General features: G+C 38.3%; 13 protein-coding genes. 3 read left to right on the top strand and 10 right to left on the bottom strand.

Translation table 11 applies throughout. The annotated features are described in order from the left end of the window. Window positions 1–16: 16 nt before the first annotated feature. The 6 genes from ACTHN6_RS13070 to ACTHN6_RS13095 all read right to left on the bottom strand — a co-directional run bounded on the left by ACTHN6_RS13070 (window position 17) and on the right by ACTHN6_RS13095 (window position 13778). Window positions 17–319: an SWIB/MDM2 domain-containing protein gene (locus ACTHN6_RS13070; protein WP_440436214.1), complete on the bottom strand. Its 303-nt coding sequence runs from the start codon at window positions 317–319 to the stop codon at window positions 17–19. Window positions 320–542: 223 nt separating this feature from the next. Beyond that, window positions 543–2570 (bottom strand): glycoside hydrolase family 65 protein, encoded by a 2028-nt coding sequence (locus ACTHN6_RS13075; protein ID WP_440436215.1) that lies wholly within the window; start codon window positions 2568–2570, stop codon window positions 543–545. Window positions 2571–2611: 41 nt separating this feature from the next. After that, window positions 2612–5953, bottom strand: coding sequence for a VCBS repeat-containing protein (locus tag ACTHN6_RS13080; RefSeq protein ID WP_440436216.1), 3342 nt, complete (start codon window positions 5951–5953; stop codon window positions 2612–2614). A 43-nt stretch (window positions 5954–5996) separates the two neighbouring features. Further along, window positions 5997–9305 (bottom strand): FG-GAP-like repeat-containing protein, encoded by a 3309-nt coding sequence (locus ACTHN6_RS13085; protein ID WP_440436217.1) that lies wholly within the window; start codon window positions 9303–9305, stop codon window positions 5997–5999. A 73-nt stretch (window positions 9306–9378) separates the two neighbouring features. Next, the gene (locus ACTHN6_RS13090; protein WP_440436218.1) at window positions 9379–11655 is read right to left on the bottom strand and encodes an FG-GAP-like repeat-containing protein; all 2277 of its coding nucleotides are present in this window, start codon (window positions 11653–11655) and stop codon (window positions 9379–9381) included. A 95-nt stretch (window positions 11656–11750) separates the two neighbouring features. After that, window positions 11751–13778, bottom strand: coding sequence for a gliding motility-associated C-terminal domain-containing protein (locus tag ACTHN6_RS13095; RefSeq protein ID WP_440436219.1), 2028 nt, complete (start codon window positions 13776–13778; stop codon window positions 11751–11753). Between the two features lie 293 nt (window positions 13779–14071). Between ACTHN6_RS13095 and ACTHN6_RS13100 the strand changes: the two genes are divergently transcribed. Continuing rightward, window positions 14072–14893: a hypothetical protein gene (locus tag ACTHN6_RS13100; RefSeq protein WP_440436220.1), complete on the top strand. Its 822-nt coding sequence runs from the start codon at window positions 14072–14074 to the stop codon at window positions 14891–14893. 53 nt (window positions 14894–14946) lie between these two features. Here the strand turns inward: ACTHN6_RS13100 and ACTHN6_RS13105 are convergent, their stop codons facing one another. From ACTHN6_RS13105 to ACTHN6_RS13115, 3 genes are all read right to left on the bottom strand, one after another. Continuing rightward, window positions 14947–16509 (bottom strand): RagB/SusD family nutrient uptake outer membrane protein, encoded by a 1563-nt coding sequence (locus ACTHN6_RS13105; protein WP_440436221.1) that lies wholly within the window; start codon window positions 16507–16509, stop codon window positions 14947–14949. A gap of 17 nt (window positions 16510–16526) precedes the next feature. Continuing rightward, on the bottom strand, window positions 16527–19499 hold the full coding sequence (locus ACTHN6_RS13110; RefSeq protein ID WP_440436222.1) for a SusC/RagA family TonB-linked outer membrane protein: 2973 nt from the start codon (window positions 19497–19499) through the stop codon (window positions 16527–16529). A gap of 174 nt (window positions 19500–19673) precedes the next feature. Continuing rightward, on the bottom strand, window positions 19674–20018 hold the full coding sequence (locus ACTHN6_RS13115) for a HesB/IscA family protein (RefSeq protein ID WP_440436223.1): 345 nt from the start codon (window positions 20016–20018) through the stop codon (window positions 19674–19676). A 104-nt stretch (window positions 20019–20122) separates the two neighbouring features. On the opposite strand from ACTHN6_RS13115, the gene mce reads away from it, so the two are divergent. After that, window positions 20123–20533, top strand: a complete 411-nt coding sequence (gene mce, locus ACTHN6_RS13120; RefSeq protein WP_440436224.1) for a methylmalonyl-CoA epimerase — start codon at window positions 20123–20125, stop codon at window positions 20531–20533. Here mce and ACTHN6_RS13125 read toward each other — a convergent pair. Continuing rightward, complete coding sequence (locus tag ACTHN6_RS13125; RefSeq protein ID WP_440436225.1) at window positions 20528–21373, bottom strand: aminotransferase class IV; 846 nt, start codon at window positions 21371–21373, stop codon at window positions 20528–20530. The two genes, mce and ACTHN6_RS13125, sit on opposite strands and share 6 nt — an antisense overlap. A gap of 105 nt (window positions 21374–21478) precedes the next feature. Here ACTHN6_RS13125 and ACTHN6_RS13130 point away from each other — a divergent pair, with 105 nt between their 5' ends. Continuing rightward, complete coding sequence (locus ACTHN6_RS13130; RefSeq protein ID WP_440436226.1) at window positions 21479–22576, top strand: Nif3-like dinuclear metal center hexameric protein; 1098 nt, start codon at window positions 21479–21481, stop codon at window positions 22574–22576. Window position 22577 lies beyond the last annotated feature (1 nt).

Below are 22577 nucleotides of genomic sequence, written 5' to 3' on the forward strand. Positions count from 1 at the left end.
TGTTAGCAAGCAAAAATTATTTCTTGATATTATCATTAACAATCTTAGCTAAGTCAAACATAGAAACCTGGTCTTTACCAAATAAAGGTTTCAGTTTTGCATCTGCATTAATCATACGTTTGTTCTTCGCGTCCTGCAGGTTATTCTTCTTAATATAATCCCATATTTTCTTTACGATTTCCGTACGGGGTGCTGCCTTATCGCCAATTACTGCAGCCAGTTTTTCATTGGGTGCAAGTGGCGTCATAAAAGCTGCATTTGGTTTTCTTGCTGCTTTTTTTGCTGCTTTTTTTGGAGCAGCCTTTTTTGCTGTTGCCATGTGTTTAAATTTAAAGAGTTATTATTTTTTTAATTAAAACCTTATTTATAAAGGTTTTCAAGGGAGAAAGATACATATACTGAAATGAATTAACCTAATAAATACGTACAATTAATTCACATTATTATTTTACTGATGAATAAGTTTTGAGAGGAGAAACTGAAGATGGACAACAGGGTGCCATGGCAAGTAACCGCATTCATAATTCATCGTGTATCATCGGTCATTTTATGACGTACGTTTTTCTATCAATGCCGATGCCTTTTAATGTGATAGATTTCCATTGTTTTGGCAAAGCCGTCTTTATCTGAACAATACCAGACGGCGTAATATCCAAACCGCCAAAACCCATTAAAACAGCCTGCAAAATGCCGCCTGCACCGGTGGCAAAATAAGGATTGGTACCGCCTTTTGTTTCAGCAATTACCCTGAAGGGCGGGTTGAGATTTGGCTCATAAGCGTCTTTAAACCAATGATATGCCTTTTCTCCATTGCCTAATCTTGCATACAGCAAAGCAAATATTCCCTGCGTCATAGCAGGCGTTCCTTCATCGGGCACACGGGTTGAATAATATGCAAGATCTTTACTGACCTGCGCTGTATCTGTAATCGTTTTTAGAGGATATGCCAGCAGGTTTGCATCTGCCTGTTTAATGCCTTCACCTTTATATTGTGCATGCTCCTGCGTAACGCCATTTGGCATTTTTAAGATGGGGATATTGTCTGCAACGGTTTGCCAGTCTGTATTCCATTTCAACCCTAAAATGTTGGCAGCAGCAATCGCTGCTTTTAAATTGGCGATGGCCGCCGCATTGGTAAATGCATTGTTATCCACATTCTCGGCCCATTCATCGGCGGCTACAACATTCTTTATATCGTATTGATGCGGGCCATTTCTTTCCACACGGCTTGCCCAGAAATCTGCTGTGGATGTAAGCATAGGCCAGCCTGTTGACCGCAACCATGCCGTATCTTGTGTAACACAGAAATAATTCCATGCGGCCAGTGCCACATCTGCTGTTATGTGATGTTCAAAAGGGCCGCTTAAAGCCCACACCGGCGTTTCTTCTACACCTGTTTCGGCGCTTTCCCAGGGATACATAGCGCCTTTATAACCATGCGAGAAAGCATTGCGTTTTGCCGCTTCCAGCCGTTCATAACGGTATTCAACCATATTCTTTGCCAGTTCAGGATGCATAACCAGCAAAGCGGGAAACATCCATAAATCTGCGTCCCAGAATACATGGCCATTATAACCCAAACCGCTTAAACCCATCGGTGATAAGGAATAATTTGTTCCTTCTCTTGAGAAAGCATATAAATGATATAGCATACTGTGCACGTCCTGCTGCGACTGCGCATCACCATCAATAACAATATCACTCGTCCACAAGCTATCCCAGGCTTTGTTATGAAAATTCATCAACCTTTCTTTTCCTTCAAGCTTTGCAAACAGGGTCATGCGTTCGGCTTCATTCAACGGGTCGGTATGTTGCGCAGATGTTATAGAAGAACCTGCAATAGAGTATGTATACGTTGTTCCGGCTTTAATGGTTTTGGAAAATTTCATCAGGTGCATATTGTTATTCCACATTTCATGAATCACTTTTGGCTCGCTGCCATGCGGCTCATCAAATAAAAAGGTATTGGATGCACACATCAGCAATTTACCTGTTGGTGATTTTGCCTGTGATGTAAGCAATGAAATAGTTACATGCGGCCGGTCGATTTCATTATAATAATTTTCTACATCACGCAAGGCATCCGGCGCTTCCATTACGCTGGCTGCTGTTATATTGATATCTTTTTTAGCCGTGATGCTGATGTTACTTAAAACGGTATAAGGCAATTGCCTTAATGCATAATACGTGTATTGAACAGAAGCTTTATCAGCATAATCGAAACTTGTGGTGAATGCAGCATGCTGCATATCCAGCTGTTGTTTAAAATTGGAAACAGATTTTGCATCAAGCCTTTTGCCATCTATTTCCAGGTACATATTCAACAAATTAAAACTGCGCAGGAAATTGCTTACACGCCCACGTCCGTATAAATCATAAGCGCCTGCCAGCACTACATCTTTTACTTTAAAAGGTTCGGGCGATGATACGATACCGATCATGCCATTAGCCACCGTAATACCGTAATAATTTGATGGATCAATTTTATCTGCTTTGATTATCCAGGGATCCTGGGAGAAGGTAAGCAGCGAAAGCTGAACAGTGAATAATAGCACTATAATTTTCTTCATATAGCAAACAATGAACTGAACAATAATGTAAACTTACATTTCTATGGCTTATTAACCGGGCTTTTAAAATTAATAACCATTACGCTGTCGTTGTTCCTCGCTAAAATATATGCCTCTTTACCGCCTGCAAGCTTTAATGGTTTAATTGAACGCACCTGCCCTTTTACAATAAGGCCATTTATATTTTCAGCAATAAATTTTCCATTGCCTTTATTTATAAGAACCGTACCATAATCTGCATCATACCGGCCCATTTGAATATTGTTGTCATAGTAATTTCCGCCCAATAAAATATCGGGAAGATTATCACCGTTCACATTAACAACAGCAGCCGTTCTGTAAGTTGTAATCTGCGCCTGCCAGGGCATAGGCACAGGTTTGAAATTCATTTTACCATCGTTAATAAAAATTGTATTGTCAAACCAGTTTGCCGTTAATGTATCAGCAGCTTTCATTTTATTTTCAGAGAGTAAATCACTCAGCGATGCTTTTGCAAAATCACCCGCAAGCGGGTATTTCTTTTTTATAAAAGGCATTTGTTTTTGGAGTTCTTCTTTATTGGCAAAAGGCAACTCCCTGTTGGCAAGATAATAAGTGAGAACCTGCTCCCTGATACCATTGTCATCAAAATCATTAATGTACAGGCGAACGGGTTGCTTGTCGCTTGCCTGCAGGCGGCTGTTTAAACCAAGGTTACCGGCAATCAAATCAATATCGCCATCATTGTCTATATCATAAGGCAATACAAAATTCCACCAGCCCTTTTTATCTGTTAAATATTTTTTAGTGAAATGCCCCTTATCATTTATAAAAGCAAGAATGCCATCCCATTCAAGCGAAACGATTAAATCTTTATCGCCATCTTTATCTATATCATACCAAACCGCGTTGGTAACCATTCCGGCTTTTGATAAGTCTTTTGCATATTCAGCAGTAACATCTTTAAACTTGCCGGTACCATCATTCATTAATAAATAAGAAGGCGGCACAGCGCCATAATGAAAGGGAACGGCTCTTCCGCCAATAAATAAATCAATATAACCATCGTTATTAAAATCGTAAGGAACCACACAGGATTGGGTTGTATAGATGTTTACAAAAGCATCATGCCTGCGTGTTAAATTTCCTTTGCCATCATTGAGGTAAGCACGCGGCAGCAAGTTTACACTTGTGCCATAATATTCATCGCCACCGCTTGCAATAATTAAGTCTGTATTTCCATCATTATTCACATCGGCCCAACAAGCATCAACGCCTTCATATATGCTGTCTCTGTCTAAACCAGGCGTATTTATCTTTTTAAATTTTCCCGCTGTACTTTGAATAAATAGTGCAGGCTTCGCCCTTTTAGCAGCACCAATAAAAACATCATCAAGCCCGTCATGATTAATATCGGCCACTGCCAATGCAGGGCCTTCTGTTGACACCATGTGGGGTATCAGTTGCTCCCTGTCAAATTCAGGAAATTCATTCTCTTCATGTTTATAATTTAAGCCAACCATATTGGTGATATCTTCTGCCGGCAAACCCGTATTGCCCGTATATACTGATAGCTCTTTATAATTATATTTTGGAAGACCGGGCACATAATTAACGGTGAGAATTTTACCGGTGTCTGCCTTCCAGTTTAATGTTTGATAAGAATTATCAGGCCATATAAGTTTTATACTGTCAACAATCGCGTCCTTTAAACCGATATGCAGAGGGATTTCTGTGCTGGACATAAAGCCGTGCACAGAAGAATTTTCATAAGTCCTTATATCGTGTTTGGTAAATACGATAATTTTTGCGCCGATAGCATTGATATTCTCAGGAGCGCCTTTGAGTTTAATATCGATATAATCTTTAGCGTGGTTATCATTCGACTTATTTTGATAAAGCGTAGCAACATCGTTAATGTTGTTGGTGATAATATCCAGGTCGCCATCATTATCAAAATCTGCACATACAGCACCATTGGCAAAAGTTGATACCTCGTTTTTAACTGCGGATGCGATATCGCTGAATGCGAATGAGCCGTTGTTTCTATAAAACTTGTTCGGGATCTTTATTTCAGGAAATTTTTTGCTGAGCATCATATCCTTATCATTAAGGTTTTTCAACCTTATATCCATCTGCATCTGATCGTTTGAAACATAGTTTATGTAATCAATATCATTTAAGCGTTTTGGAATTCCATTTGAAATAAAAAGGTCTTTCATGCCATCGTTATCAAAATCTATCCATAACGGCGACCAGCTCCAGTCTGTAGCACCAATGCCTGCATACAGGCCTATTTCACTAAACACACCATTGCCCCGGTTATACTGCAGCGCATTGTGTGAAAACTGGTAACTATAGCCATATTTAATTTTCATTTTATATACATCATATTCCGCTTCGGCTTCAGAGCGTTTAAGGATATCCGGGTTATCCGACAGCATATCCGTACTGATGATTTCCGGCTGGGCATCATTATTTGCATCTGCTATATCAACACCCATTGAATATTCGCTGGTGTGCATGAACCTGGCAGAGTCTTCTTCTTTAAAACCACCTTGCTGATCATTTATATATAAATAATCCTTTTCGTGAAAATCGTTTGCTACATATACATCAGGCCATCCATCCATGTTGATGTCGGCAATTGAAACGCCCAGGCCATAGCCCAAAATAGAACTGTTTATACCTGATTGCTGCGTTACATCAGTAAAGTGGCCATTATCATTCCTGTATAAACGATCACCCGATACATCGCTTTTGATAGCATATGCTACATCCCTGGGTTTGTATGTACCGTTTTGATGAACAGAGTGGTTTAAAAGATACATATCCAAATCTCCATCGCCATCATAATCAAAAAAAGCAGCGTGTGTACTAAAGCCTGAAAAATCAAGGCCATATTGTTTGGCTTCTTCCTCATAATAAGGAATGCCATTTTTAATGCCCTTGCATACAAGCAGGATGTTATGGCCTTTTAAAATTTCAAACCTTCCAACGCGGCAAACATAAATATCAAGCAAACCATCATTGTTTATGTCAACCACAGAAACGCCTGTGCTCCATCCGCCATCGTTTGGCAATTGCGCCTGTGTGGTAACATCTTTAAATTGCATATTGCCTTCACTAAGGTATAATCTATCCTGCTGCTGATTGGAAGCAAAAAAAACATCAATCTTACCATCATTATTAAAATCGCCCGCTGCAATCCCACCGCCATTATAGTAATACATGTAATGAAAAACATTGAACTGGTTGGTAGGCGTGAGTGTGTTTGAAAAATCCAATCCCGCTTTATGCGAGTCCAACACTTCAAAAACTGCGGGTATATTGTCAGCGTTATGACACCTGCAATTAAGCAGTGCAACAATTAGTATGAAAAAAAACGCAGATCCTTTTTGCATGAGATTATTACCTGGCAGATATATCAGTTTTAATTTTAAACGATTAATGTGCATTGTATAAAACGGGAAAATCGTTATTGCGTAAAAAGAGTATAAAATTTTTATCGCGGCCCCGTATTTCACAAATACTTCTTACTACACCTTTTACTTTTATTCCGGATTGTCTTGAATCGGCAACAACGAAATCTCCTTTACCCTTATTAATAAGTACGGTGCCGAAACTTGCATCCAGTCTTCCAAATTGCGGAGGAAAATTATCTTCGTTACCACCAGCAATTATATCAGGCAATCCATCTTTATTAATATCTTTTATAAGAATTGAGTTGGTGCTTGAAAGTTGTATAGCTGGTGGCATTTTTTTAATTTCAAAATTACCATCACCATTGTTTATAGCAATCACTGAACTGCAATAATCAAAAATTTTCACAGATGATTTATTTAAAATATCCGGCGGCAACAAATCCTGGATTGTTTTTTTGGAATAGGCGGCATGTGTAAGATTCTGTTTCTTTATTAATGGAATTTCATCTTCCATATCGCGCTTTAAAAATACCGGCATATCCCGGCTTTCAATGGTTCTTGTTAATATCTTATCTGTACTGCCATTTTGATCAAAATCATTCATCCATAGTTTCACCGGGTTCTTTTGACCAGGGCGCAAATAAAAATTTTCACCAATATTTCCCAATATCAAATCTGTTTTGCCGTCACCGTTTATGTCGGCAGCAGCTACTGTTTTCCAAAGCCCGTTTAAATTTTGAAGATTTGTTTTTATTTCAATAAAATGATTGCCGCTGTAAGAAAATATTCTGGGCGACATCCATTCACCGCAAATAACCAATTCTTTGTCTGCATTACCCGTAACATCAGTCCATACCGCACCGGTAACCATGCCTATATTCGCAATGCCGGCATTTGCCGTTTTATCCATACTTGTAAAATGGCCATTCCCATCATTTACATAAATATAACTTAAAGGATTGCCGCCATAATTCCTTGGCTCGCTTCTGCCACCAACAAATAAATCCAAATCACCATCTTTGTCAAAATCATAAGCGGCGGCTATACTGGTGTTCATTCCATTCAATGGAAATGCCCTCGCGCTCAACGTAAAGTTTCCCTTGCCGTCATTTATAAACAACCGGTTTCGCGATTCTTCAGCAAAAGGGAAATAGCTATTTCCTGCAGGGCCTATAAACAAATCAACATCACCATCTTTATCTGCATCAAAAAATAAAACAGCGCCGTCTTCAAGATTCAAGAACGGCTTAAAGGCGGGCACTTCTTTTTTAACAAAGGAACCATCTTGCAGCTGTATGTACAACTTCCCGGGCTGTTTTTTGGTGCCGCCAATATATACATCGTCCAAGCCATCTTTATTTACATCGCCTACCGCAGCCTTAGGGCCTTCACGCGAAAGCATTTCGGGAATATTAGGTTCATAATGATAATCTATATATTTATCTTCTTCGTGCCTTTCAAAATTACTTTTTAAGCTATCGAACAAAGGTCTTGCAGTATTTACAGCGGATGAAAAATGGTAGTAATTTTTTTCTGTTGTTTTATGAATTGTATAAACACTGTCAGTTTTAAGATTTGTGTATTCACTGTAAGTTCTGTCTGGCCAGATGATTATAGCCGAATCAATATTATCTATCTCACCAAGACCTATTACCTGTTTATAATCAACTGAAGACTGGAAGCCCCTCGATGGAATTACATCACGTGCAAAAATCTGGTTGCCCGCATACAATTTAATAATACTTCCGACAGCAAAAGTATTTAAGCTATCACCCTTAAGAAAGAAAGCAGCGTAATGATTTTTATTTACCTGCCTGCAATTATTTTTATAAACAAAAGCAGGCTGATTTATATTGCTGATAACAAGATCTAAATCGCCGTCATTATCAAGGTCTGCATAAGCAGCGCCGTTGGAAAAGGACGGTTGAGTAAATCCCCACTTACTTCCAACATCTTTAAACTTTAAATTACCCTCGTTTCTAAAACATTTATCTATTAAAGGATTTTTAGGAATATGGGCAAGCACTTCCTCTACACTCGCCTTTTCGCCGGTTAGCATCATTTTCCTGATAACATCGTTTGCAAAAAAATCCATGAAATCGAGATCAATAACATCCCCATTCACACCATTGCAAACATAAATATCATTCAAGCCATCATTGTCTGCATCAAATATTAACGCCCCCCAGCTCCAGTCTGTTGCCGATACGCCACTATAATCAGCAATATCTGAAAAGCTGCCGTCTTTATTATTCAACTGCAGGCAATTTTTTGTGTATTGATAATAAAATCCCTGCTCCAATTTTTTTTGAAACACATCAATATTATCAAACGAGCCAAGTGTTTTTAAACGGGAATCATCTTCAGGCAACATATCTGTAGTAAATATTTCAGGATAACCGTCATTATTAATGTCAGCAATATCGGCGCCCATTGAAGAAAAGCTTATATGCGGCATGTAGCTTTCAATCTCATCTTTAAAAGTGCCGTTTTGCTGATTAATATAAAGATAGTCGCGCTCATAAAAATCGTTTGCGATGTATATGTCGGGAAATCCGTCATTATTAATATCACCAACTGAAACACCCAACCCAAAGCTTATGAGCGTGCCATGGATACCTGCTTCTTTTGTTACTTCAATAAAATGGCCTTTATCATTCCTGTACAAATGATTGCCGCCCCCTTTTAAAAAATCATCAACCGGCCATTGGTCCTGCGACAAGTCTCTTTCATTATCATATTCAAGTATATTTACAGGCATGGGGCTGTTATCAATCATAAAACAATCAAGGTCGCCGTCAAGATCGTAATCAAAAAAAGAAACCTGTGTTGTATAAGCTGAAATGTTCAACCCATATTTTGCAGCTTCTTCAGTAAACGTAAGGTTGTGGTTATTTATATAAAGTTTGTTTTTACGGTTACCGTTTTTAACATGTCCGGAATTACAAACAAAAACATCAAGCCATCCATCATTATTAATATCAACAAATACAGCTCCGGTGCTCCACATGCTATCTTGTTTCATGCCGCAGCTTGCGGAAATATCTTCAAATTTAAAATCGCCCTTATTAAGGTATAATTTGTTTTCGCCCTGATTTGATGTTAAGAAAACATCGGCCAAGCCATCGTTATTTATATCGCCGGTTGCTACGCCGCCACCATTGTAGAAATTACGGAAAGAAAAACCATTTTCATAATTACCATCAACTATTGTATTATTAAAATTGATACCTGAGTTTTCTGTCAGGCTAAACAGTTGTTCAGCATGTTTTTCTTTGCAGGAAAGAAGAAAAAAAAATGATAGAAAAAAAAGTGTTGAAAATAATCTCATACAGAAGACAGGTTATTTGGCAGAAGTTTTATCTGAAATATAAAAATTGCAGGCTCTATATTGAATTTATATTTTACTTACTATGCGTATGATGTGCTGCGTTCATATCCATCATATTCATGTTGTTCTCCTTGTGCTGTTTTTCAAAATCAAATGCTTTTAATTGAATGGTTTCAATTTCGTTGCTGCCTTCTTTAATTTTTAAAAACTGGCAGGGCTTAATATTTTTAAAAACCTGTGTTTTGTTTGTAGATGGCCATGTTATGGCTATTTCATCAATTATGGTTGCCTGGCCAATGCCAATTTCCCGGCGCAAAGGCGAACAGCCAAAGCTGCCTCCTGAATTTTCATCTCTATAAAGGCTTCGTTCTATTTCATTTTCTTTAAATGATATTTTTATTCTTGCGCCTATTGCCGAACGGTTACTTTTTGTTCCCTCCAATGACAAGCTTATCCACTTGTTATTATTCTGACCGGGATTAAGATAAAACGAGTTGTAATAAACATCGCCTGCATAAGCACCGCCTATTTCTTCAAAAATATCCTGGTCGCCATCATTATCCAGGTCGGCAAAAGATACACCATGTCCTTTTTGTAAATTACCAACCCGTGCAGCCGTAGTTATATCTACAAATTTTTTGCCTTCCATATTTTTAAAAAGCTTATTGGGCACAAGGGATTTGTAATCCGGATTGCCTGTTCCCAAATACATATCAAGATAACCATCATTATCTATATCGCCGAAGTTTGAGCCCATAGCAAATACAGATTTATCAAGCCCTGCTTCAACACTTACATTAGTAAATGTTCCATCATGATTATTATGATAGAGATACATTTGGCTGGCATCCGGCAAAGGTTTTCCTAAAGCTTCTGCTGCAGTTATATAAGCAATAGGATAATTGTCGCAATCATATCCGCAAACAAAAATATCAAGCCAGCCATCATTATCATAATCCCAAAACCACGTGGGAAAGGTTTTTACATATATATCATCCAGGCCGGCCTGGTGTGTAGCATTTGCAAAATGCACTCCCCCGTTTTGCACACCTTCATTCTTAAGCAGTAGCCTCATACCATTATATGTTGAAATAAAAATATCCTGCCATCCATCATTGTTATAATCTCCCGAGGCCACTCCTTTTACATAGCCAACAACATCACAACCTGCCTGTTTTGCGCGATTAGTAAATGTACCATCTCCATTACTCATATATAATTCGCAAGGCCGAGGGTCATGAGAATCAGTGGTTTCGTTACCAATAAACAAATCAAGCCATCCATCGTTATTAAAATCTTTAAAGACGGCAGTTTGTGTAGAATGAAAAGACAAGAGGCCGCTTTGAATGGTAACATCAGTAAAGGTTCCGTCGCCATTATTACGCAGTAAAGAGTTAGGCTGCTTGCCATACTCGCCCGAAAGCCAGCCGCCACGCAAAACCAATATGTCTGTATAGCCATCGTTGTTATAATCAGCCTGTACCATATTTAATCCACCTGTAAACTTTTTCAGGCCTGATTGTGTTGTTACGTCTGTAAAACTACCGTTGGCATTATTTTTAAAAAAATGCATGAACCCTTTTCCTAACCTTAAATCAGAAGTTATTATATCCAAATAACCATCATTATTAAAATCATCAACAATAACGCCGCCTGCATCATTTTCAGTATCGAAATTAAAATCTGAAGCCACATCAATAAACGGCTTCACTGTAATGCCTGAAGTATCTTTGCCAAGATCTGGTATAAGAAATGCTTTGGGTACTTTGGCAGGATATTTACCTAATGTCATATAGGCGATATTTAACACCCATCTTGAAGACAAATCATCAGGGTTTCTGGCGAGTACTTCTTTATATAATTCAATAGCCTTTTGTGAGCCTGTTTCGTCATGGTGCAAACCCTGTCCCTTCAGGGGGAATATACATGACTCCGCCATGTGATGGTTGATGCAATTGACGCGCTCACCATAACGCATATAAGCAAGCGCATAATCCGGCAGCATTTGCTTATATACTTCCGTTCCCTTTAATTTTGGAACAGCGGCTATATTAGAAAAAGTTTCTATCGCTTCTTTTTCGCGGCCAAGCTGTAACAACACCCCCCCTTTATAGTATTCCATTCCTGCTTTACGGTACACATTTGTATCTACCCTTTCAATCTCTTTATTAAAATAAGTTAATTGAGATTGGGGTGAATAGGGATTGTCATTCCCGTATTTCTTTGTAATACTATCTAATATCACCAGCATTCTTTCTTCGCCCGCTTTATCTGCATCTTGTTTATTTTTTTGCTGTTTACATGAAACAGATACAACAACCATGATAATTAACAGTATGATATTTTTCATCTGAGGCTGATAAAATTTATAGCATTGTTTCATTGCAGGTATTCATTTCAGGAATTACAAAAAACTATCGGCCCGCATTATACAGGCAGTATAATTTATCTTATTAAAACCACCCATCCTGTTTTTGTAAAAGTAGTTTTATTATCCAATGACTTCATTACAATAACATAAATATAGGTGCCTGCAGCGGCGGGATATTCTTTGTTCATTCCGTTCCAGCCTTCATTTATATTTTTAGTTTCGAATATCTTCTTTCCCCACCTGTCGTAAATGGAAAAGTTTATTAAGCTATTATAGTTTTGGCCGGGTATTTTAAACAAATCGTTTAACCCATCCCTGTTGGGAGTAAATGCGTTAGGCATAAAAATTTCAAACTGGCATTCTTTAAAAATTTTAATAGTATCACCCTGCATGCCGCATTCATTTTTTATTTGCAATGTATAATCGCCAGGCTGCTTTACTGCATATTTATAGCTGGATGTATTAACTCCGTTCCAGGTATATGTATTATAACCTTGCGCAGCTTTTAATATAAGTGAATCTCTTTCACCTAAACATGTGTCGGCACCAAGTTTTGCTACTGGTGTAAAACTAAAAACGACACTTTGGTAAACAATGCTGTCGCAGCCTTTTGCTGTTTTATAAGTAGTTGTATATATGCCGGAGTTCTTTATAGTGTCTTTGTTTGGCAAAATGTAAGAATATATATCACATAGCTTTACTTCATCTGCCGTATCGGTAACGTCGCTGCAGCATGCAATGCGGCATGAGCTGCTACTTTGCATGGAATAATTATATACACCGGGTAAAGAAAGATTACCAAATGTGCCTGGTGTTTGATCAAATTTTATACTTAAAGATTGCATAAAAAAAGACGGTGTAATGTCTTTTTGCAATATAGAAGAAGGGCTTTCAATGCATGGTACATTGCCTTCATTATCGGTTTTAATAAGCTTTGGATCTCTGCTTCCTCCATTATTGGTATTGCAAAACCAATAGTTACCGGCATTTATGTGCAAAATGCTTTTCGTTTCCTGGCCCCGGCCCACTAATGCATATCCTTTTTGCCATACAATGCCACCTTGCGCATTTATATTTACCAGATAAGGTGCATCACCATCATCCATTAAAATCAGCTGGCTGCCATTGCCCGATTCTGCAACGGAAGATGCATATATGGGAGGTAAAAGATTGGCATAAGAAAGAACTCTTTTTAAAATACCTGATTCGTCTATAGTAAAATTCAATACCTCATTGGTTTTGCGCAGGCCGCTTTGCACCGCTGATGCGGCATAAGAAGTTATAAAACTAATACTGCGATCCGGTAATTCAGTTATGCTTACTATATCTCCTAAAAAAGCCTGGCTAAGAGAAAGTGTGTCTCTGCCAAGAAAAAATTTATTCCATAACATTTCTCCCGTTTTACCATTAAGGCAGTTAAAATAGTATCCTTTTCTTTGATAGGAGTGATCTTCATCCATTACGTTAGCATTACCACCAAAAACAATATTCCCATTTCCTAAAATTTTTAATTTGGCATCGCCAAAACCTGTATTGACCGACGGCGAATTTAATATGGACGTCCATATAACATTTCCTTCTTTATTTATACGCATCACAACAACATATTGTCTTACAGAAAAAGAATTTATGGACAAAATAAAATCCCCATCTTCCGTTTTATCTACATTAGTTATGTTTGAGAACTCGAATTGCCTGATTCTGTTTGAAAGTATTTTAGACCAAAGGATATTTCCATATTTATCAATTTTCAGCAATAACCCATATTCTGAAAGATGCGCCAGGGGCCACACCGTAGTATCCACATCCCCAATATTTCCTGTAATTAAGTAAGTACCATTATCTGCGGCAATGATATTAGTAAAATTGAGAAAATTAAATGCTGGTGTATAGTATTGTTTGCTCCAAAGCACAGTACCCTGTGCAGAATACCGGGTAAGCCATCCACCCTGAAGTAAAGAATTATAGCGAAAAACATTTCCGGTAGCCAATATTTCATTTTCTGGCGTGGAAATAGTTTCAACAATGCTTTGAACAGTACTTGTATTAAGGGTTACATCAAAATAATCATCCACACAAACCTGGGTATATGCAACCTGCATCTGTAATGCAAAAACTAAACAAACAAGCTTTATAATGCTTAATGATTTTTTATTGCAGTTACATTTGGCAAACATCTATATAAAGATATGCTGACAAGAATATTCAATGATTAAAAGAGCATGAATACATAAAGTTTTTTAAAAAAGATTTATAGTTTTATCTCATTATCCTACAATGCTGTATGTTGCATAACATGAAGAAATGGATGGCTGCTATTCTTATTTTTTTCCTGCTTTTTTTAGTAATCATATATTTTATTTTTCCTCCTACATTCACAGTGTCAAATACTATTTTGCTAAAAGCTAATTCCAACAGCATTTACAGATGTTTATCTAATGAAGCTAAATGGGAAAAAATTTTGGAGAAAGATGTTGATAATAGCCCCGACCAAAAAATTAAAATAGGGCAGAAACTGATGGGCAGCATAGAGGTACAAATAAAAGATAAAGGCTCATCGTTTCCGGGACTGATTGAAATATTGACGCTAAACAACGATTCCGCTGCAATAAAATGGACGCTAAGTGTTGAAGGTGGTTTCAACCTATTTAAAAAAATTCAACATTATTTTATTGCAAAAAATTTAAAAAATTCTACTGCAGAAATACTCAGCAGCATAAAAAAGTTTCTTGAAAAAGAAGAAAACATTTATGATATTAAAGTGCAAATGGTAAACATTAAAGACACTTTATTAATCGCTATAAAAACAACTTCGAAAAACTATCCTGATTTGCAGGAGATTTACGATCGGATTGATAACCTTCAAAACTATGCAGCAGCTAACGGAGCCCGGCAAACAGGTTATCCCATGTTAAGTGTAAGAACCGGAGATAGCACACATTTTGAAATAATTACAGGGCTTCCCATTAATAAAGATCTTAAGGGCCGCGGAATAATTCTGCACAAAGAAATGCCTTCCACAGGAAGAATGCTTGCCACAAATGAAATTAAGGGCGGTCCTTATACGATCAGAAAAGCGTTTAATAATCTTGAAGATTTCTTTGAAGATCACAAATTCATATCTCCCGCTGTTCCTTTTGAATCTCTTATCACCAATCGCCTGCAGGAAAAAGATACAAGCAGTTGGGTAACGCAAATTTATTATCCAGTATATTAATTAAAAAAGCCGTACCGGAAACCGGTATGGCTTTTCAAAAAAGATTGTATGCACTAATACCCCGGGTTTTGCTCCAGATTAGGATTCACTGCTAGCTGGTTGCTTGGTATCGGAAATAGTATATTTTTGGGATCATCTGTAGGCTTTTCCTGCCATGGTTCAAGGAATTTTCCAAAGCGAACAAGGTCTTCCCTTCTCCAGCCTTCCCAATACATTTCTCTTCCCCTTTCATCTAATAAATTATCCAAAGTAAGTGAGCCAAGATTAGCTACACCGCGTGCAGCCCTTATATCATTCACAATTTTCAGGGCATCAGCATCCTTTCCTGTTCTGAGCAAAGCTTCTGCTTTCATTAATAACACATCAGCATACCTCAGTAATGCCCAGTCATTATCACTTGCCTGATTTTCATGCGTAGCAGTACCTCCGCTATATGCATAATCATACCCATATTTATCAACTCTTATACCGGTTACTTCAAGATTATTACCGGGCTCTCTCAAATGGACTTCAGGCGTAAAGATCAATGGATTTCCTTTTCTGTCCTGTAAGGCAACATCTGTTCTGAGATTATATTGCTGACCTGCAAGGAAACCAACATTTACCCTTTTGCCAGGATTAGGCAAAGCACCCGGGTAATCGTAATACTTACCACGCCTTTCATCATTAGCATCAAACTTGTCATAAAAATCAGATAGGGTAGCAAATCCATTCCAGCCGCCGGGTTCCATACTATAATGTGCTATCTGAAACCAGTTATTTGCAACACCTGTTGTACGATCAGAACCGTTCTGGCTAAAAAATGTAAAAATGTTTTCGGTTGAAACTGCATCATTGTTAGGCGCAAAATTGTCAAAATACCCATTGGCTTTTACTGCATATTTACCACTACCAATAATTTGATCCGCAAGGGTAATCACCTGGTTCATATCATCAGCTGAAAAGCTTGGATTTGTTCTGTTATTTGCACTATCAGCAAAAACGCCATAATTCAAATAAACTTTCATTAACAATGCCCTTGCTGCATTTTTACTGGCTTTGTAAGCCGGTGCATTATCAGGAAGATCGTTCATAGCCGCATTTAGCTCGCTTATGATAAAATCTGCCGCACCTGCGCCTTTAAGCGTTACGGGATCAATTCTGTAATCAGAGAGGTCTTCCCTATAGGGTACCTGGTTCCAGCCATCTAACACCGAAAAAATACTCAATGCTCTTAAAAAACGCGCCTCGGCAGCCTGTTCGGCAGAAGGGCTGTTTTGTAAAACATTAGATGCCGCAAACTGGGCGCTTAATAAATCGCTGAAAGCTCCGGAAATCAATGCATGGTCTGCATTCCAAGTATGTGCATGTAAAGCCCGCCATTGGCCGTTATCATCCCAGTCTCCTCCACGGGTAGGCCCGATTAACTCGTCAGAGGTGTGTTCCTGCAAATGCCAGAAATTGCCCGCAATGTAAGTACCATTAATATTGTTGTAGGCTGAAGTAAGAAGGTCTGCAGCAGAAACAGCTCCGCCTTCCTGTTCTTCCAACGAACTCCTGAATTGCTCATCCAGCTTCGTACAGGAGAAAGCAAAGGGAATTAAAAATAATAAGAAGAATATTTTGATGGATTTCATAAAAATCTTTTTATGTATTATAATGAAAAGTTTACTCCTAAAAGAATAGTTCTGGCAGAGGGATAAGGAATATAATCAACCCCTAAAGATGGAATTCCATTAACCGCTCCGTCTGTGTTTACTTCAGGATCAAAACCTGAGTATTTAGTTAGGACAAACAGGTTTTGTCCTGTAAGAGAGATATTCAGGTTTTTAATAACTTTCCCAATATTACCCACATTATATACTAAGCTGGCGTTTGCCATTTTAAGATAATTTCCTTTTTCCAAAAAGCGGTCAGAAGGAGCCGCGGCATCTGAGGTGCTTTCACCAGAACTTATTGCCACATCATAAGCAGTTTTGGCCAGGTTCCTGCTTCCCAAATTAGAAATAGCTAACACAGTTGCTGCAGTATTATTAAATAAATACTGGCCAAAAGCACCATTCATGTTAATAACAGCAGAAAACTTTTTATAGGTGATATCTGTGGATAAGCCAAGCAACATTTTAGGGTTCGGGCTTCCTAAGTAAAACTTATTGGCTGCAGGATCCCCACCCTCATAAGTGCTTAGTCCTGTGTTTTTATCTATACCCGTCCATTTTCCGAGATACCACACATCCAATGGCTGTCCATTTGTTACTCGTTGCCCGCGCACATTGGAAAAGCCCTGACCCCGGAGATCACCTGTTTCATAAAAGCCAACTAGTCCCTGAACTGTATTCTTTAAAAAAGACGCATTACCAGTAATATTCCAGTTAAGATCCTTCTGCCTGATGACATTTCCAGTTAAGGAGACTTCAAGTCCTTTATTCAGCACATAACCCGGCAGATTTACCCATATTTTTCCTGAAGGAGCCGGCTGTGCCAATTCTCTTTCAAATAAAACATCAGTGGTTTTTTTATAAAAATAATCAACAGAGCCTGTTAATCTGTTATCAAAAAAACCAAAGTCAATACCGGCATCTGCTGTTGAAGATGTTTCCCACCTTAAATCAGGATTCCCAAAGTTAGAACGGGAAATACTTTGCTGGCCAAAATCAAAACGGTTTAGAGACGCGCCGGAGGGAAACTCCTGGTTGCCTGTTTCACCCCAGCTTGCACGCACTTTCAAGTTGCTGACAATATTGCTGCCAGAAAGGAATTCTTCATTGGAAGCATTCCATGCTACACCTACTGACGGGAAATAGCCATATTTATTATTCTTCCCGAATTTGGTTGAGCCGTCTGCCCTGATAGTACCAGTAACCAAATATTTATCTTTGTAATTTAAAATAGCCCTTGCAAAGAAAGATTGAATTTCTGTAGTGGGGTCATCATAGGAATTAATGGACCTGTCAGACTGTTGAGAATATCCAAGCACATCATAATAATTAATTCCAACAGGCACAGCCGCAAATCCATGTCCGTTTTCAGCATTCCATGCATTATCATAAATCAGCCATTCATGACCTACGACAGCATTAATGTTCAATGAAGAAACTTGTTTATTAAAGTTTAATGTATTGGTGATTTGTTGGTTAGTCATTTGATTATTATTAATAAAAGCAACCCCAACATCTTTAATACCGTTAAGGTTTAAACGTTGGTCACCCATACCCTTTCTCACGCCAACCTGCCGGTTTACGCTATACAAAAATTTATATTCTAACGAGTTCGTGATTTTATAGGATGGTGAAATGCTCGCTAAAATGGTATTTACTGCAGATTTGTCTTTATAATATGCCAGGGAAGCCAATGGATTTATGGTAGTACCTGGAGGATTGTATATTGTGCCATCATCATTATATAGTAAGAATGTAGGATTCCATTGTAAAGCCTGGCTTATAACATTACCTTCAAAGCCAACAAAAGAATTTACTGGAGCTATATGTTCATTATTTTGGCTAACCAAAACGTTTATATCCAATCCGAGTTTCTTACTCTCTAAAAACTTAAAGCTGCTGTTGAAATTAGCCGTTAGCTTTTTTAATTCCGACGTTTCTATAATACCCTGCTGATCTAAATAGCTCACAGATAAACGATATCTTCCGTTTTCGTTACCCCCGCCTACTGCAACATTATAATTCTGAGTAACTGCGGTTCTCGTTATAGCATCCCAGGCATCTACATTACTGGCACCACCATCGCTCTGATCATTCTGCAAATCATAATCTTTTAAGGCCTGCCTGTATTGATTTGTATTTAAAACCTCTATCTTTTTTAAATAATTGGAAATGCCTGTAGAACCGGTTACATTTAGTTGAGGAATCCCTGACTGGCCACGCTTGGTAGTAACAATAACAACACCGTTCGCTCCTCTTGAACCATAAATAGCTGTGGCAGAAGCGTCTTTCAAGATTTCTATATTGGCAATATCAGCCGGATTAATAAAGCTTAACGGGTTACCTGGATCTGAACCAAAACTTCCACCGTCTTCGCCCGGCCTTGCCGAGCCCCCCGATAATGGAACGCCATCTATTACAAACAATGGATTGTTATTTGACCTGATAGAAGACGTACCACGAATCCTTATTGTAGCCGAACCTCCGGGCTGACCCATATTATTCATTACCATAACGCCGGAAGCTTTCCCCTGTATCAACTGATCAGGAGAGGTAATCACACCTTTATTGAAGTCTTTTTCCTTCACAGATGCCACCGAACCTGTAAGATCTTTTCTTCTTGCAGTACCATAACCAACCACAACAACATCTGTTAAACTGGAATTATCCGGAGCTAAAGAAATGGATATATTGGACGTTGATGTTATATCAACATCCTGCGAAACATATCCTACATAACTCACGGTTACGGCAGCAGTACCTGAAGGGGTATTTAATGTAAAATTTCCAGAGGCATCGGTAGTAGTGCCTATTTTTCCGTCTTTTACAACGACAGAGGCTCCCGGAATAGGGTTCCCTTTCTCATCAGTAATTTTACCTGTAACGGTTTTTTGGGCCTGCGCGGCAAATGCTAGCAAAAGCAATAGCGGGCACAGAAAGAGTGCTTTCAGCAATCGATTTGATGTCATAATAACAAGCAGTTTAATAAATTAAGAAGTAATTCTTTGTATAAATATCAAGCAATTGAACTGTAAATATACAGAAGCTGTGTAATATTTACACAATTGTTAAAAAAAATTTTTAACAGCTCATACATATGACATCTTTAAATTAAATAAAGCTGCCTTAAAATTTCAGATAAATTAAACTGCGAAACTTTCGCCGCAGCCGCAGGTGCGTGAAGCATTGGGGTTTCTAAAAACAAACCCTTTTCCGTTCAGGCCATCAGAGTAATCGAGTTCGGTGTTTAATAAATAAAGAAGGCTTTTTATGTCAGTAACCAATTTAAGGCTTTCCATTTCAAAAACCTGGTCGCTGGCTTTTAATTCATTATCAAAATCAAGTTTATAGCTAAGGCCCGAACAGCCGCCGCCCACCACAGATACCCGTAAAAAATATGTGTCGTCAATACCTGCCTGCTGCATTAATTCCCTGGCTTTTATCTGTGCCCTTTCTGATGCTGTTATTCCCTCAGTAGCTGTTTCCATAATCCTTAATTATTTTACAAAGATAAAACTTACCACATTGAATTGAACATTACCGGACCATTCATGAAAAGTTTGCATTTTCTTTGATAATTAATGCTGAAAACATGAATCACGTAGAACATATTGGCATCGCCGTTAAAAACCTTGAAGTTTCTGTGCCACTGTTTGAAAATCTTTTAAATGCAAAATGCTACAAGCAGGAGACTGTTGAGTCTGAAAAAGTCATAACGGCTTTTTTTAAAACAGGCGAAACAAAAATTGAATTGCTGCAGGATGAAAAAGAAAATGGTGTTATTAACAAATTTATAGAGCGCAAGGGCGAAGGCATTCATCATATTGCTTTTGAAGTGGAAAATATACGGAACGAAATAGCAAGGCTTAAACAGGCAGGGTTTACTGTTTTAAACGAAGAGCCCAAAAAAGGTGCAGATAACAAAATGGTTTGCTTTCTTCACCCCAAATCAACCAACGGTGTGTTAATTGAATTGTGCGAACAAATTATACCTGGCTTATAATTTACCCTTTAGGAATTTATCGTACAAGTAGGCTGCCAACTGGTTATTATAATTATGCCTATCATATTGTCCAACCCAGTTAATGCCTCTTACCGCATTCGTAACAAAAAACTCATTTGCATTGGCAAGTGCATCCGGCGCAATAGCGGTTTCTTCAAAAGGAAGGCCTTCTTTTTTTATACACTCAATTAAATAGCGGCGCATTACACCACCAATGCAGCCTTCGCTCAAAGCGGGTGTTTCAATCTTTCCATCCTTCACTAAAAAAATATTAGCAATAGTTGCATCGGCAACACGGTTGTAATTATTTAAGATAACGGCTTCATCCAGTTTATTTTGCCTGGCCCATAAAGCGCCCATTATATAGGGTAAAAAATTATTGTTTTTGATGTGCGAAAAATCATCGCAGGCCTTTCTTGCCTTTGTAAAAAGGCCTGATTTCAATCCTTTATCATTTAATCTTATCGCTTCTTTCAAAGGCCAGGTTTGGATGATATAATTGGGGAGATTGTTTGCAAAATCATACAAGCTGCCGTCACTTCGAAAAACAGTTAAACGCACCCGCGCCGACTTTTGATGATTGTTTTTTGCAGCCAGCTTTTTTATTTGTTCCAAAAAAAAGGCCGTGGTTAAATGTGCCGGTACATCAAAATGAAAAGCCTGTAAAGATGAAAACAGGCGCTCAAAATGATAACCGCTTAGTGCTATTTCACCATGCGTTAATCTCATCGTTTCAAAAAGGCCATCGCCAAAACGGAAAGAGCGATTATCAGCAGTAAGAACAGCCTTACCGGATGCAACCATTTTATTGTTGTACAAAAAATATTTGCCTGCTTCCATTAAACAAAAATAACTTCAGCTTTGATTAGGTTAATCAGATGCGAAGCAAATGATGTTTAAACTTCATGCAAGATTCATCAAAATTTTGTTCGCTAATTTGCACACATGAAGATTGCTGAAATAATAGATCATCTCGAAACTATTGCGCCACCTGCTTTGCAGGAAGATTATGATAATGCGGGATTAATTACCGGGAATGCTTACTGGATTTGCACGGGTGTTTTATGTACGCTTGATGCCACGGAAGCTGTTGTGGAAGAAGCCAAAGCATCCGGCTGCAATTTGATCGTAGCGCATCACCCGATTGTTTTTCGGGGGCTTAAAAAAATAAACGGTAAAAATTATGTGGAGCAAACCATCATCAATGCCATAAAAAATGATATTGCCATTTATGCCATTCATACCAATCTCGATAATATTATGGCTGGTGTAAACAATAAAATAGCCGACAAACTTGGCTTACAAAACAGGCAGGTTTTATTGCCCAAAGAAAACATGCTGATGAAGCTTTTCACTTTTGCGCCAACAGATCACGCAGAAAAAGTGCGTTCGGCTTTATTTGATGCAGGCGCCGGCGACATTGGCAATTACAGCGAATGCAGTTTCAATGCGGCAGGTAAAGGCACTTTTAAAGCGGGCGGAAACACCCATCCTTTTGTGGGTGAACCAAATATCCGGCACACCGAAGATGAGGTTAAGATTGAGGTTATATTCCCGTTTTATCTTCAGCAAAAAATATTATCGGCACTTTTGGAGACGCACCCTTATGAAGAAGTTGCCTATGATATTATCCTGCTTTCAAATCAATATAGTAATATCGGCAGTGGTTTAACCGGGGAACTGGATGAAGAAAAATCAGAAACTGATTTTCTCGCTGCAATAAAAAAAACCTTTGGTTTAAGCGTTATAAAACACACGCCTTTATTACAAAAACCTGTTAAAAAAGTAGCCGTTTGCGGCGGGGCCGGGAGTTTTCTTATTAATAAAGCAAAAGCATCGGGCGCTGATTTTTACATCACTTCCGATATAAAATACCATGAATTTTTTGATGCCGACGGCAAAATGGTAATTGCCGACATTGGCCACTGGGAAAGCGAGCAATTCACTACAGAACTTTTATATGATATTTTGCAGGCTAAATTCCCTAACTTTGCCGTCCTCAAAACAAAAACGGTAACCAATCCCGTTCATTATTTTGTTTAAA

This window comes from Parafilimonas sp., assembly GCF_051953455.1.
Taxonomy (GTDB): domain Bacteria; phylum Bacteroidota; class Bacteroidia; order Chitinophagales; family Chitinophagaceae; genus Parafilimonas.

What these genes read in the sequence shown, in the direction of transcription:
- ACTHN6_RS13070 (WP_440436214.1), bottom strand. Translation starts at nt 319, where the DNA reads ATGGCAACAGCAAAAAAGGCTGCTCCAAAAAAAGCAGCAAAAAAAGCA.
- ACTHN6_RS13075 (WP_440436215.1), bottom strand. Translation starts at nt 2,570, where the DNA reads ATGAAGAAAATTATAGTGCTATTATTCACTGTTCAGCTTTCGCTGCTT.
- ACTHN6_RS13080 (WP_440436216.1), bottom strand. Translation starts at nt 5,953, where the DNA reads ATGCAAAAAGGATCTGCGTTTTTTTTCATACTAATTGTTGCACTGCTT.
- ACTHN6_RS13085 (WP_440436217.1), bottom strand. Translation starts at nt 9,305, where the DNA reads ATGAGATTATTTTCAACACTTTTTTTTCTATCATTTTTTTTTCTTCTT.
- ACTHN6_RS13090 (WP_440436218.1), bottom strand. Translation starts at nt 11,655, where the DNA reads ATGAAAAATATCATACTGTTAATTATCATGGTTGTTGTATCTGTTTCA.
- ACTHN6_RS13095 (WP_440436219.1), bottom strand. Translation starts at nt 13,778, where the DNA reads ATGCAGGTTGCATATACCCAGGTTTGTGTGGATGATTATTTTGATGTA.
- ACTHN6_RS13105 (WP_440436221.1), bottom strand. Translation starts at nt 16,509, where the DNA reads ATGAAATCCATCAAAATATTCTTCTTATTATTTTTAATTCCCTTTGCT.
- ACTHN6_RS13110 (WP_440436222.1), bottom strand. Translation starts at nt 19,499, where the DNA reads ATGACATCAAATCGATTGCTGAAAGCACTCTTTCTGTGCCCGCTATTG.
- ACTHN6_RS13115 (WP_440436223.1), bottom strand. Translation starts at nt 20,018, where the DNA reads ATGGAAACAGCTACTGAGGGAATAACAGCATCAGAAAGGGCACAGATA.
- mce (WP_440436224.1), top strand. Translation starts at nt 20,123, where the DNA reads ATGAATCACGTAGAACATATTGGCATCGCCGTTAAAAACCTTGAAGTT.
- ACTHN6_RS13125 (WP_440436225.1), bottom strand. Translation starts at nt 21,373, where the DNA reads ATGGAAGCAGGCAAATATTTTTTGTACAACAATAAAATGGTTGCATCC.
- ACTHN6_RS13130 (WP_440436226.1), top strand. Translation starts at nt 21,479, where the DNA reads ATGAAGATTGCTGAAATAATAGATCATCTCGAAACTATTGCGCCACCT.